12 protein-coding genes are annotated in these 12,601 nt (G+C 63.8%); 10 read left to right on the forward strand and 2 right to left on the reverse strand.

The genetic code is table 11. The features are described from left to right. Positions 1–9 precede the first annotated feature (9 nt). From ACIQUG_RS00265 to rarD, 6 genes are all read left to right on the forward strand, one after another. On the forward strand, positions 10–501 hold the full coding sequence (locus ACIQUG_RS00265) for a GFA family protein (protein WP_402316214.1): 492 nt from the start codon (positions 10–12) through the stop codon (positions 499–501). Beyond that, positions 498–974: a GFA family protein gene (locus ACIQUG_RS00270; RefSeq protein ID WP_192447384.1), complete on the forward strand. Its 477-nt coding sequence runs from the start codon at positions 498–500 to the stop codon at positions 972–974. Before ACIQUG_RS00265 ends, ACIQUG_RS00270 begins: the two co-directional genes overlap by 4 nt. After that, on the forward strand, positions 947–1,468 hold the full coding sequence (locus ACIQUG_RS00275; RefSeq protein WP_402316218.1) for a GFA family protein: 522 nt from the start codon (positions 947–949) through the stop codon (positions 1,466–1,468). Before ACIQUG_RS00270 ends, ACIQUG_RS00275 begins: the two co-directional genes overlap by 28 nt. Before the next feature lie 2 nt (positions 1,469–1,470). Then, positions 1,471–2,439 carry a prolyl aminopeptidase gene (gene pip, locus ACIQUG_RS00280; RefSeq protein WP_402316221.1) on the forward strand — a complete coding sequence of 323 codons (969 nt, stop codon included), beginning with the start codon at positions 1,471–1,473 and terminating at the stop codon, positions 2,437–2,439. 24 nt (positions 2,440–2,463) lie between these two features. Continuing rightward, the gene (cimA, locus tag ACIQUG_RS00285) at positions 2,464–4,080 is read left to right on the forward strand and encodes a citramalate synthase (RefSeq protein ID WP_402316224.1); all 1,617 of its coding nucleotides are present in this window, start codon (positions 2,464–2,466) and stop codon (positions 4,078–4,080) included. A 218-nt stretch (positions 4,081–4,298) separates the two neighbouring features. After that, the gene (gene rarD, locus ACIQUG_RS00290) at positions 4,299–5,231 is read left to right on the forward strand and encodes an EamA family transporter RarD (RefSeq protein WP_043616557.1); all 933 of its coding nucleotides are present in this window, start codon (positions 4,299–4,301) and stop codon (positions 5,229–5,231) included. Between the two features lie 66 nt (positions 5,232–5,297). Here rarD and ACIQUG_RS00295 read toward each other — a convergent pair whose 3' ends face one another. Next, positions 5,298–5,918: a TIGR00730 family Rossman fold protein gene (locus ACIQUG_RS00295; RefSeq protein ID WP_402316227.1), complete on the reverse strand. Its 621-nt coding sequence runs from the start codon at positions 5,916–5,918 to the stop codon at positions 5,298–5,300. A gap of 243 nt (positions 5,919–6,161) precedes the next feature. Between ACIQUG_RS00295 and ACIQUG_RS00300 the strand changes: the two genes are divergently transcribed. The 4 genes from ACIQUG_RS00300 to pssA all read left to right on the forward strand — a co-directional run bounded on the left by ACIQUG_RS00300 (position 6,162) and on the right by pssA (position 11,779). After that, positions 6,162–7,925, forward strand: a complete 1,764-nt coding sequence (locus ACIQUG_RS00300; protein ID WP_402316230.1) for a LysM peptidoglycan-binding domain-containing protein — start codon at positions 6,162–6,164, stop codon at positions 7,923–7,925. 205 nt (positions 7,926–8,130) lie between these two features. Continuing rightward, positions 8,131–10,017, forward strand: a complete 1,887-nt coding sequence (locus ACIQUG_RS00305; RefSeq protein WP_402316232.1) for an ABCB family ABC transporter ATP-binding protein/permease — start codon at positions 8,131–8,133, stop codon at positions 10,015–10,017. Positions 10,018–10,195: 178 nt separating this feature from the next. Continuing rightward, positions 10,196–10,894, forward strand: coding sequence for a phosphatidylserine decarboxylase (locus ACIQUG_RS00310; protein ID WP_192447378.1), 699 nt, complete (start codon positions 10,196–10,198; stop codon positions 10,892–10,894). 9 nt (positions 10,895–10,903) lie between these two features. Continuing rightward, positions 10,904–11,779: a CDP-diacylglycerol--serine O-phosphatidyltransferase gene (gene pssA, locus ACIQUG_RS00315; RefSeq protein WP_052202086.1), complete on the forward strand. Its 876-nt coding sequence runs from the start codon at positions 10,904–10,906 to the stop codon at positions 11,777–11,779. 81 nt (positions 11,780–11,860) lie between these two features. Here pssA and ACIQUG_RS00320 read toward each other — a convergent pair whose 3' ends face one another. Continuing rightward, positions 11,861–12,601: an SDR family NAD(P)-dependent oxidoreductase gene (locus ACIQUG_RS00320; RefSeq protein WP_402316236.1), complete on the reverse strand. Its 741-nt coding sequence runs from the start codon at positions 12,599–12,601 to the stop codon at positions 11,861–11,863.

Below are 12,601 nucleotides of genomic sequence, written 5' to 3' on the forward strand. Positions count from 1 at the left end.
GAAATCGCGATGAGTCTGGACAACAGGCCCTATTATACAGGCGGTTGCCAGTGTGGCGCAGTGCGTTTTCGCATTGAGGGCAGGCTCGGCGATGCGTCGATCTGTCATTGTCGCATGTGCCAGAAGGCGAGCGGCAATTTCTACCTGCCGCTGGTTTCCGTCGGCGGCGCGCATGTCACCTGGACGCGCGGCGAGCGCAAGCGCTACCAGTCGTCCAATTTCGGCTGGCGTGGTTTTTGCGGCGATTGCGGCACGCCGCTGACCTATGAGGCGCCCGACGGCATGGCATTGGCGATTGCCGCCTTCGACGAACCGCAGGGCATCACGCCAACGGTGCAATGGGGCATCGAAAGCAAGTTGCCCTATACCGATCACGTGGCCGCGCTGCCCGGTGTTCACACGATGGAAGACCCGGACGCCGTGGAATTCCTGGAGAAACTCGTTTCCTATCAGCATCCCGACCATGACACCGAGACCTGGCCCCCGGAGGAGAAGCGATGACCGAAAACGTTCGAACAGGTGGATGCCAATGCGGCGCAGTCCGCTTCCGGATCAAGGGTGAACTCGGGCGCGCGTCGATCTGCCATTGCCGCATGTGCCAGAAACAATTCGGTTCGTTCTTCTCGGCGCTGGTGACGGCGCCGAAGGATGGTGTCGAATGGGTACGGGACGAGCCGAGCTACTTCCAGTCCTCGGTCAACATCGACCGCGGCTTTTGCCCGAAATGCGGAACGCCGATGACCTACCGGCATCCGGGCGGCCTCGAGATCGCCATCGGCACCTTCGACGATCGTTCCGATCTTGCGCCGAAAATTCAGGTCAACCACGCCTCGCGTCTGCCCTGGGTCGAGACGATCTTCGAACAGCCGGTGCTTGAGGATCAGGATTTCTACGCCAGGCAGGAAAGCATCATCTCGTTCCAGCACCCGGACCACGAGACCGACCAATGGCATCCTTCGGGAGCATTCCGGTGACCATCGCGCGCATCTATACGGGCGGATGCCAATGTGGCGCCGTGCGCTACCGCGCCGAGGGCGTGCTTTCGGACCCGCATATCTGTCATTGCCGCATGTGCCAGAAGGCGACCGGCAACTATTTCATGCCGCTCGCCAATGCGTCCCGCGACACGTTCGACATCACCCGTGGCCAGCCGTCCTGGTTCCGCTCGTCGCATCTGGTGCGCCGAGGCTTCTGCAGCGATTGCGGCACGCCGCTGTTCTACGATATGCCCGACGAGAACTTCATCAACATCGCGCTCGGCTCGCTCGACGACCCTGATGACGTGCAGCCCGTTTACCAGTCCGGCGTCGAATCCCGCGTCATATGGTTCTCGCGGCTCGCGGGCCTGCCGCCGAGGGAGACGGATGACGGCACCGAGGTCTCGGCGACCCGCCATCTGATCGTCCTCGAAACAAACCGCCAGCATCCCGACTACGACACCGTGCACTGGCCGCTCACGAAAGACTGAAAATGACGACTGTTTTGCGTACGCTGTATCCGGAAATCGAGCCCTATGCGTCGGGCCATCTCGACGTCGGCGACGGCCACACGATTTATTGGGAGAAGGCCGGCACACCGGGCGCGAAGCCCGCCGTCTTCCTGCATGGCGGACCCGGCGGCACGATCTCGCCGAGCCACCGCCGTCTGTTCGATCCGGCGCTCTACGACGTAACGCTGTTCGACGAGCGCGGCTGCGGCAAGTCGACGCCGAATGCCAGGATCGAAGCCAACACCACCTGGCATCTCGTCGCCGATATCGAGCGGCTGCGCGAGATGGCCGGCGCCGACAGGTGGCTGGTCTTCGGCGGTTCCTGGGGATCGACGCTGGCGCTCGCCTATGCCGAGAAGCACCCGGAACGGATTTCCGAACTGGTGCTGCGCGGCATCTACACGCTGACCAAGGCCGAGCTCGACTGGTACTACCAGTTCGGCGTCTCGGAAATGTTCCCGGACAAATGGGAGCGTTTCATCGCGCCCATTCCGGAGAACGAGCGCCACGAGATGATGCAGGCCTATCACCGCCGCCTGATGAGCGACGACAAGGCGACGCGCCTTGAGGCCGCCAAGGCCTGGAGCATTTGGGAGGGCGAGACGATCACGTTGTTGCCGGAACTCGCAACCAGCGCGCCCTTCGCCGAGGACGATTACGCCGACGCCTTCGCGCGGATCGAGAACCACTTCTTCGTTAATGCCGGGTGGATGGAGGATGGCCAATTGCTGCGCGACGCCCACCGGCTGCACGGCATTCCAGGTGTCATCATCCATGGGCGCTACGACATGCCGTGCCCGGCGAAATACGCTTGGCAACTGCACAAGGCCTGGCCGGGATCGGAGCTTCATCTGATCGAAGGCGCAGGCCACGCCTATTCCGAGCCCGGCATCCTCGATCGGCTGATCCGCACCACGGACCAGTTCGCAGGCAAGACCGAGCAAAACTAAACAGAGCATTTTTGGACGAGAGCCATGACCAGGGAACGCATCTACCTCTTCGACACGACGCTGAGAGACGGGCAACAGACGCCCGGCATCGATTTTTCCGTCGAGGACAAGATTGCGATTGCCGGCCTGCTCGATCAGTTCGGCATGGACTACATCGAAGGCGGCTATCCCGGCGCGAACCCGACCGACACGGAGTTCTTCGGGCGCAAGCGAACCCAGAAGGCCTCCTTCGTCGCCTTCGGCATGACCAAGCGCGCCGGGGTTTCCGCGTCGAACGACCCAGGCCTCGCGGCACTGCTCGCGGCGAAAAGCGACGCTATCTGTCTTGTCGCCAAGAGCTGGGACTATCACGTCGAAGTGGCGCTCGGCTGCACCAACGAGGAGAACCTCGACAACATCAGCGCCTCGGTCGAGGCGGTGGTCGCCTCGGGCCGCGAGGCGATGGTCGATTGCGAGCATTTCTTCGACGGCTACAAGGCCAATCCCGCCTATGCGCTTGCCTGCGCGAAGGCGGCCTTTGACGCCGGCGCGCGCTGGGTGGTGCTCTGCGACACCAATGGCGGCACGCAGCCGCCGGAGGTGCGCGAGATCGTCGCCGCCGTGATCGCTGCCGGTGTGCCCGGTGCCAATCTCGGCATCCATGCGCATAACGATACGGGCCAGGCGGTCGCCAATTCGCTGGCGGCGGTCGAGGCAGGCGTGCGCCAGATCCAGGGAACGCTGAACGGCATTGGCGAGCGTTGCGGCAACGCCAATCTCGTCACGCTGATCCCGACGCTGGCGCTGAAGGAGACCTACTCCAGCCGCTTCGAAACGGCGATCGACGCCGACCGCTTGCTGGAGCTGACGAAGCTCGCCCATTCCTTCGACGAACTCTTGAACCGCTCGCCCGACCAGCAGGCCCCTTACGTCGGTGCGTCGGCCTTTGCCACCAAGGCCGGTATCCACGCCTCGGCGCTGCTCAAGGATCCGCGCACCTACGAGCATGTGGCGCCCGAAAGCATCGGCAACCTGCGCAAGGTCATGGTGTCCGACCAGGGCGGCAAGGCCAATTTCATCAACGCCTTGAAGCGACGCGGCATTGTCGTCAGCAAGGACGATCCGAAGCTCGACAAGCTGATCGCCATCGTCAAGGAACGCGAAGCGACCGGCTATGCCTATGAAGGCGCGGATGCGAGTTTTGCGCTGCTCGCCAGCCGCATCCTCGGCACGGTGCCGGATTTCTTCCACGTCGAAAGCTTCCGGGTGATGGTCGAGCGTCGCTTCGATGCCAACGGTCATCTGAAGACCGTGTCGGAAGCGGTGGTGAAGGTGGTTGTCGACGGCGAGACGATGATGTCGGTTGCCGAAGGCCACGGCCCGGTCAACGCTCTCGACCTCGCGCTGCGCAAGGATCTCGGCAAATACCAGTCGGAAATCGAAGACCTGGAGCTTGCGGACTACAAGGTCCGTATCCTCAATGGCGGGACCGAGGCGATCACCCGCGTTCTGATCGAATCGACCGATGGAACGGGCGCGCGCTGGTGGACCGTGGGGGTCTCCGACAACATCATCGATGCGTCTTTCCAGGCACTGATGGACAGTATCGTCTTCAAGCTGCTGAAGAACCGCGACCACGTCGGACTGATCGCCGCCGAGTAATCTCGGCGATCGGTCCAGAAAACGTTGATGGACTGGGCCTCGGGGAGGGTGAGCAAAACTCATTCTCCCTTCACGGAAATGAATTGGTGCATCACCGGCCATTGGGGTAGGACGCACCAATGGGAGATCGTGCCGGCCGACAGGCTGTGCCCTCCCTTCTGACCGGAGAGCGGCCATTGCCGCCAGGGCTCTCCGGCAAAACACCAGGAAAAGATGATATGGCCGAGCCGAAAGCACCCGCCGAAAATACCGATTCCGCGAAAGGCTTTGCCTTCGCGCTGACTGCCTATCTGCTTTGGGGCTTCCTGCCCTTCTTCATGAAGGCGGTTGCCCATATCCCGGCGCCGGAAGTGGTGGCGCACCGGATCGTGTGGTCGGTGCCGCTCGCGGGTCTCGTGCTGCTCTGGCTCGGACGCACCGACGACATCAAAGCGGCACTGCGCTCGCCGCGCATGCTGTGCATGGCCGCCCTGACCGCCGTGCTCATCACCATCAACTGGGGCATTTATGTCTGGGCAATCGGTGCGGGCCGCGCCATCGAAACCGCGCTCGGCTACTACATCAATCCGCTCTTCTCGATCTTTCTCGGCGCCGTGCTTTTGAAGGAGAGGCCGAACCCGGCGCAGATGGTTGCCATCGCGCTCGCTGCCTCCGCCGTTGCCGTGCTTGCCTTCGACGCCGGCGGTCTGCCGTGGGTGTCGATCGGTCTCTGCCTGTCCTGGGGGTTCTACGCGTTCTTCCGCAAGACCCTGCCGGTTGGCCCCAACCAGGGCTTCTTCCTGGAAGTCCTGCTGTTGAGCGTACCGGCCATCGGCTACATCATCTGGCTGGAGACGACGGGGCAGGGCCATTTCGGCGACACCGGCATGGCCGACGTCCTGTGGCTGCTGTCCTGCGGTATCGTGACGGCCGTGCCGCTGATGATCTATGCCAACGGCGCCAAGCTCCTGCGCCTGTCGACCATCGGCATCATGCAGTACATCGCGCCGACGATGATCTTCGTGATCGCCGTCTTCGTCTTCCACGAGCCCTTCGGCACGGCAAAGCTGATTGCCTTCGGCCTGATCTGGGCGGCGCTGGTGATCTATACCGGCGCAATGCTGGCGGAAAGCAGGGCGCGCCGCGCCCTGCAGGCAAGCCCGGCCGAATAAGGCCAATCGATAGAATCAAAAAAGGCGCGCCGGGTGGCGCGCCTTTTTTTTGGCCGCATGCGTTACTTAAAGCTTGGAGATGATCTCGGTTTCGCCCTCACGGTCGTTGCCGCCGTTGGCGGCCGCCAGGATGGTCGGCACGATGTCGGCCGCGTCATTGACGACAAGCGGCTGCACGAGATGCGCCGTGTGGACGAAGCCTTCCTCGCGCATGTGCTGCAGGAGGTCCATCATCGGCCTCCAGAAATTGTTGATGTTGCCGAAGACCATCGGCTTGCGGTGACGCCCGAGCTGCGCCCAGGTCATGATCTCGACGATCTCTTCCAGCGTGCCGATGCCGCCGGGCAGCGCCACGAAAGCGTCGGCGCGTTCGAACATCGTGTGCTTGCGCTCGTGCATGTCGGCCGTCACGATCAGCTCGTTCAGCTGGCCGAGCGAATGGCGGGTCGCTTCCTTGTCCATCAGGAATTCGGGGATGATCCCGGTGACTTCGCCGCCATTGGAAAGCACGCCGCTGGCGACCGCTCCCATGATGCCGCGGGTGCCGCCGCCATAGACCAGGCGAAGCCCGTGATCGGCGATGGATCGGCCAAGCGCGCGCCCGGCTTCCATGTAGGCATTGTCACGTCCCGGCTGTGAACCACAGTAGACGCAGATGGATCGAATCGTGCTGTTCTCGGTGCTCATGCCCTCAAAAAACATTGCAGCGCAGCATGGGTCAAGAAAAATGAGGGGAAACCCGGCTTTCTGTGGGTTGCCGCCCCTTCGGCTGCTTGTATGCCGAATCGCGAATCGCTAGCAATTTCAGTGATTGATTGAAGAAATCGGACGAGTTGCTTGCTGTTGCGCTATAATGACGGCGCAAGCCCGCACCGCAGGCCGATGAGAGGGCATGCGCGGAGCGTTGCTCCGCTCCGTGTGGAGAGTGGCATGATCAAAAATAAGGCCGGCTGGGTGGCCATTTCTGTCCTCGTGGCAGCAACAGCGTTGATGGTATTCGTAATTCAACCGAACTTGCGCGGCGACGGCAAGAAGCCGGCGGCCGATCAGGCAGCAGGCACCGCGACGCAGTCGACCGAGGCTACGCCTGCGACCGGTGGACCGCAGGCGACCGGCGCCTCTGCCGAGACCGCCAAGGCGGATGCTGCGCCGCAGCAGGAGCAGCCGAAGGCCGAAGCGGCGACCGCCGCCAACGCGCCTGCGACCGATCCGGCCGTTCCCGGTTTCGACGTGCTGCGTGTTGAGCCCGATGGCTCGACGGTGATCGCCGGCCACGCCCAGCCGAACTCGAAGCTTGAGATCCTGAGCGGCGACACCGTGGTCGGCACCGCCGATGTCGGCGCGACCGGCGACTTTGCCGCGGTCTTCGACAATCCCCTTCCGGCGGGTGACCATCAGCTCACGCTGCGTGCCACCGGTGAAAACGGTGCGGTGAAGAGCTCCGAGGAAGTTGCGACCGTTTCCGTTCCCAAGGACCCGTCCGGTCAATTGCTTGCCATGGTCTCGAAGCCGGGTACGGCGAGCCGTCTGATCACGACGCCGGGTGCGGCGGAGGAAGTCGCGGCTGCGGACCTCAAGCCGGCCGAGGTTGCCTCCGCAACGCCGCAGGCGGTCGATGCCGCCACGGCGCCCGCGCAGCTTTCCGGCGTTCCGGGCCTGCAGGTGAGTGCGGTCGAGATCGAAGGCAGCAAGATGTTCGTCGCCGGCAGCGCCAAGGCCGGTGCCTTGGTGCGCGTCTATGCCGACGACAGGCTCGTCGGCGAAATGAAGGCCGACGACAAGGGCCACTTCGTCGTCGACGGTGAGATCGAGTTGACGGTGGGCAGCCACATCATCCGGGCGGACATGCTGAACGAGGACGGCACCAAGGTCGTGATGCGCGCCTCGGTTCCCTTCGACCGGCCCGCAGGATCGCAGGTCGCGGCCGTTGCGCCTTCGGGCACGCCGTCGGCAACCGCGGGTCTCGATGGCCTGCGTGCGGAAGCTGGAAAGGCGCTGGCGCTCTTGAAGGGGCTCTATGCCAATGGCAAGGTCCCGAACGGTGAGCAGCTGGCTGCCGCCCGTTCGGCGACCGAGATCGCGTTGAAGTCGCTCGCGGATTTCCGTCTTGCCGACAATTCCGACCAGACGCTCGTCGCCTCGGCGACGCGGGCAGCAAAGGCCGCGGCCAGCGCGCTCGCGGCGCTGAAGGCAGCGCCTCAGGACCCGTCGAGCGTGGCGACGGCCCTTACCAAGGTTGATGCGACCGTCGGTGCGGTCCTGGCCGAGCAGGGCAGCGCCACGCCGGCGTCGCCCGAGAAGGCTCAGCCGAAGGACAATGCCCCGGCGCCGGGTGAACTGGCAAAAGCGATGGGTGCCGGAAGCGCGGTAGTAAACGATGCCGCACCGGCACAGCCGGCGACCGAAACCGCAGCCGTTGCAGCCTCGCCCGACCAGCCCCAGACGCTCGAGCAGGCTCCGCTCAAGGAGAGCAAGAGTTCGGTGATCATCCGCCGCGGCGACACGCTGTGGCAGATCTCGCGCCGCGTCTATGGCGCGGGCCTGCGCTACACCACGATCTATCTCGCCAACCAGGACCAGATCGAGGACCCGGACCGCATTCGTCCGGGCCAGGTCTTCGGCGTGCCGGACAAGGCGCTGCCGGATGAAGAATCGCGGGAAATTCACAAGAAGCACATGAAACAAGAGCAATAAGCATCCGATCTGCGGCCGCCGACATTGCGGCGGCTGCGGCGGATGCCTATCTCCCGACCAAGGGCGGCGCCTTCGACAGGGCGCCGCTTTTCATTGAACGGTGATGACGGCGCCTGAGGTCTTCGTTTACAGGGAGGGCTCGGCGCAGAGCTTGGATGCGCGACAATCTGCCTCCAAGCGCGCAAACGTAAGAGCGGATCAGAACGTGGCACCCCAGAAGAAAACCGTTTCGGCCGATACCAGCAATCCCCTGCAGACGATCGCCAATCTGTGGCCCTACATGTGGCCGTCGGACAGGGCCGATCTCAAGCTCCGGGTGATCTGGGCAACGGTCATTCTGATCATCGCCAAGGTCGTCCTGATCCTCGTTCCCTATTCCTTCAAATGGGCAACCGATGCGCTGAACGGCAAGCCGGATGTCCTGGGCTTTCTGCCCGTGTTCATGACCGGCGCGGTCATGCTGGTGCTTGCCTATAACCTTGCCCGTCTTTTGCAGGCCGGTTTGAACCAGTTGCGCGACGCACTGTTTGCAAGCGTCGGCCAGCATGCCGTCCGGCAACTCGCCTACAAGACCTTCATACACATGCACCAGTTGTCGCTCCGTTTCCATCTGGAGCGGCGCACCGGCGGGCTTTCGCGCGTCATCGAGCGCGGTACCAAGGGCATCGAAACGATCGTCCGCTTCACGATCCTCAACAGCGTGCCGACGCTGATCGAGTTCCTGCTGACGGCGGTGATCTTCTGGTGGGGCTACGGCTTCAGCTATCTCCTCGTCACTGCCGTCACCGTCTGGCTCTACATCTGGTTCACCGTGCGCGCGAGCGACTGGCGCATCGCCATCCGCCGTTCGATGAACGACAGCGACACCGACGCCAACACCAAGGCGATCGACTCGCTGCTGAACTTCGAGACGGTCAAGTATTTCGGCAACGAGGAGATGGAAGCCCGTCGTTTCGACAAGTCGATGGAACGCTACGAGGCGGCGGCGACCCAGGTCTGGACGTCGCTCGGCTGGCTCAACTTCGGCCAGGCGCTGATCTTCGGCGCCGGTACGGCCGTCATGATGATCATGTCGGCGCTGGCCGTTCAGCGCGGCGAACAGACGCTGGGTGACTTCGTCTTCATCAACGCCATGTTGATCCAGCTTGCGATCCCGCTCAATTTCATCGGCTTCGTCTACCGCGAAATCCGTCAGGGGCTCACCGATATCGAGCATATGTTCGATCTGCTCGACGTGCGTGCCGAAGTGGTGGATCGGCCCGATGCGAGCGAACTTGTCATCGGCAAGGGCGCCATCGCCTTCAAGGACGTGCATTTCGCCTATGATGCGGCGCGCCCGATCCTGAAGGGCATCACCTTCGAGGTGCCCGCCGGCAAGACGGTTGCCGTGGTCGGCCCGTCCGGTGCCGGCAAGTCGACGCTCTCGCGGCTGCTCTATCGCTTCTACGACGTGCAGGAAGGGGCGATCACCATCGATGGCCAGGACGTGCGCACAGTGACGCAGAAGAGCCTGCGCTCGGTGATCGGCATGGTGCCTCAGGACACGGTGCTCTTCAACGACACCATCGCCTACAACATTCGTTATGGCCGCGTTTCGGCGAGCGAAGCCGAAGTCGAGGCGGCGGCCGAAGCCGCGCAGATCGCCGAGTTCATCCGCACGCTGCCGGAGGGCTTCCAGGCCATGGTCGGCGAGCGGGGCCTGAAGCTTTCGGGCGGCGAGAAGCAGCGCGTCGCGATCGCCCGCACGATCCTGAAGGCCCCGCCGATCCTGATCCTCGACGAGGCGACTTCGGCGCTGGATACCCGCACGGAGCAGGAGATCCAGTCGGCCCTCGACGTCGTGTCGCGCAACCGCACGACGCTGGTCATCGCGCACCGGCTTTCGACCGTCATCAACGCCGACGAGATCATCGTGCTGAAGGACGGCGTCATTACCGAACGCGGCACCCATGGCGAACTGATCGACCGCGACGGGCTCTATGCCTCGATGTGGAGCCGCCAGCGCGAAGCGACCCAGGCCGAAGAGCAACTGAAGCGCGTGCGCGAAAGCGACGATCTCGGCATCGTCACGCGTGGCGAGCCGGCGGTTTGATGGCGTCTTTTTCTTTGCTGAGCGCGACGCGTTTTGTCGCTACCGGGCGGGCGGCGTTGCCCGCCGGGACATTTCGCGCTAGAGCGGGGGCAGGAAATGCGTTTGCGGTTTTCCGTCCGCATCCCGCGCTAACTTATAGAAAACGATCACGTTCCACGGAAAATCTGGAGTAGAGTTCATGAGCCTGGTCAATACGATCCGCAACACGCTCGTCCCGGTGCACAAGGAAGGCTATCGCTTCGTCGCGATCTTCTTCGTCGTGTCGCTGGTGCTTGGCTTCCTGTGGGAGCCGTTGATGTGGATCGGCTTCGTGCTGACCGCGTGGTGCGCTTACTTCTTCCGCGATCCCGAGCGCATGACGCCGCTTGACGACGATCTGGTGATCAGCCCGGCTGACGGCCGCGTCTCGTCGATCGCGACGGTCCTGCCACCGGAAGAACTGAACCTCGGCTCGGAACCGATGCTGCGCATCTCCGTTTTCATGAATGTGTTCAACTGCCACGTGAACCGCGCGCCGATGGCCGGTACCATCACCCGCGTCGCCTATCGCGCCGGCAAGTTCGTCAATGCCGAGCTCGACAAGGCCAGCCAGGAGAACGAGCGCAATGGTCTGGTGATCGACACCAAGCACGGCGCCATCGGCGTCGTTCAGATCGCCGGCCTCGTTGCCCGCCGCATCCTGTGCTGGAAGTATGAGAACGGCTCGCTGGAGGCCGGTGAACGTTTCGGCCTGATCCGCTTCGGCTCGCGCCTCGACGTGTTCCTGCCGGCCGGCGCCGAGCCGCGCGTCAGCGTCGGGCAGACCGCCGTTGCCGGTGAAACGGTGCTTGCCGAGTTTGGCTCGGCCAAGGGCCCGGTCATCAGCCGCCGCGCATAAGGAGTGTCCATGGAAGGCTCTGAACAGCAAAAACCGATCGAAGCGCCGCAGGTGTCCGAGGACACCAACGGCTCGAGCGATACCGCGCGCGGCCCACGGCTGCGCGAGATCCCGCTGCGGCTGATGATCCCCAATCTCATTACGGTGCTCGCGATCTGCGCCGGTCTTTCGGGCATCCGGCTCGCCTTTGAAAACCGCATCGAGCTTGCCGTTGCGATGGTGCTGCTCGCCGCCTTTCTCGATGGCATCGACGGTCGCGTCGCGCGCGCCCTGAAGGCGACGTCGAACTTCGGCGGCCAGATGGATTCGCTTGCCGACATCATCAACTTCGGCGTCGCGCCGGCCCTCGTGCTCTATGTCTTCATCCTCGATCAGGCGCGCTCGATCGGCTGGATCGCGGCTCTGGTCTACGCGATCGCGATGGGTCTGAGGCTCGCGCGCTTCAACGTGATGGCGGAGCGCCAGGTCAAGGCGTCCTGGCAGTCTGAATACTTCGTCGGCGTGCCGGCGCCCGCAGGCGCCATGCTCGTGCTGTTGCCGGTTTACCTGGGTCTCCTGGGCCTTGCCCCGGAGCGCACCTTCGCGCTGATCGCGTCGGCCTATACGGTACTGATCGCCTTCCTGCTCGTCAGCCGCCTGCCGGTCTGGTCCGGCAAGTCGGAGAATAGCCGCGTTCGCCGCGACCTCGTCCTGCCGGCCATCCTCGGCGTCGTCTTCTACGTTGCGACGCTGATGACCTATACCTGGGAAACGATGGCGGTAACGGCGCTCGGCTATCTGATCACGCTGCCCTTCGGCGCGCGCTCCTGGCAGCGCAAGTATGGCGGCGACTGGCCGGTCCATCCTTCGACCGGCGGCGACGGCCTGCCCGGCGACAAGGACTGACCGAGACCAAAACGACACGCAAAAAGAAAAGGCCACCGTGACGAGACGGTGGCCTTTCTCATTTGAGCGGTGTGCCGAAGCTTATTCGGGCATCCGGTAATCGACGATCTTGTCTTCGCGCACGATGTAGAGCTTGCCGGTTTCGGTCTGGTTGGGGCCAACCAGCGGCAGCAGCTTGGCTGCGACTTCCGACGGATGCGGCACGGTCTCCGGATCCTCGCCGGGCATCGCCTGGGCGCGCATCGCGGTGCGGGTGGCGCCGGGATCGACCGAGAGGATGCGCAGCGGCAGGCGCTGCGTCTCGCCGGCCCAGGTGCGGGCCAGAGCCTCGACGGCGGCCTTCGACGCGGAGTAGGGGCCCCAGAAGGGCTTGCACTTCTGTGCGGCGCTCGACGACAGGATCAGCGCACGACCGGCGTCCGACTTAATCAGCAGCGGCTCGAGCGAACGGATCAGCCGCCAGGTGGCGTTGACGTTGATCATCATCACCTTGTCGAACACCTTCGCCTCGACATGGCCGATCGGCGAGATCGTGCCGAGCACGCCGGCATTGGCAACCAGGATGTCGAGCTTGCCCCAGCGCTCGTTGATCGCGCCGCCAAGCTTGTCGATCGCCGGCATGTCGGCGAGGTCGAAGGGCACCAGCGTCGCAGAACCGCCCGCCGCCTTGATCGCGTCGTCGAGTTCTTCGAGACCGCCGACGGTGCGCGCGCAGGCGACGACATGGGCACCGGCCTTGGCCAGTTCGAGAGCGGTGAAATAGCCGATACCGCGCGATGCGCCGGTGACCACGGCCACCCGGCCTTTGAGATCGATCGTCAT

The organism is Ensifer sp. NPDC090286 (genome assembly GCF_044769565.1).
GTDB lineage: Bacteria > Pseudomonadota > Alphaproteobacteria > Rhizobiales > Rhizobiaceae > Ensifer.

Excerpts from the sequence above, each read along its gene's own strand:
- ACIQUG_RS00320 (WP_402316236.1), bottom strand. The coding sequence starts at position 12,601 with ATGACGATCGATCTCAAAGGCCGGGTGGCCGTGGTCACCGGCGCATCG.
- ACIQUG_RS00300 (WP_402316230.1), top strand. The coding sequence starts at position 6,162 with ATGATCAAAAATAAGGCCGGCTGGGTGGCCATTTCTGTCCTCGTGGCA.
- ACIQUG_RS00295 (WP_402316227.1), bottom strand. The coding sequence starts at position 5,918 with ATGAGCACCGAGAACAGCACGATTCGATCCATCTGCGTCTACTGTGGT.
- ACIQUG_RS00310 (WP_192447378.1), top strand. The coding sequence starts at position 10,196 with ATGAGCCTGGTCAATACGATCCGCAACACGCTCGTCCCGGTGCACAAG.
- ACIQUG_RS00265 (WP_402316214.1), top strand. The coding sequence starts at position 10 with ATGAGTCTGGACAACAGGCCCTATTATACAGGCGGTTGCCAGTGTGGC.
- ACIQUG_RS00270 (WP_192447384.1), top strand. The coding sequence starts at position 498 with ATGACCGAAAACGTTCGAACAGGTGGATGCCAATGCGGCGCAGTCCGC.
- pssA (WP_052202086.1), top strand. The coding sequence starts at position 10,904 with ATGGAAGGCTCTGAACAGCAAAAACCGATCGAAGCGCCGCAGGTGTCC.
- pip (WP_402316221.1), top strand. The coding sequence starts at position 1,471 with ATGACGACTGTTTTGCGTACGCTGTATCCGGAAATCGAGCCCTATGCG.
- ACIQUG_RS00275 (WP_402316218.1), top strand. The coding sequence starts at position 947 with ATGGCATCCTTCGGGAGCATTCCGGTGACCATCGCGCGCATCTATACG.
- cimA (WP_402316224.1), top strand. The coding sequence starts at position 2,464 with ATGACCAGGGAACGCATCTACCTCTTCGACACGACGCTGAGAGACGGG.
- rarD (WP_043616557.1), top strand. The coding sequence starts at position 4,299 with ATGGCCGAGCCGAAAGCACCCGCCGAAAATACCGATTCCGCGAAAGGC.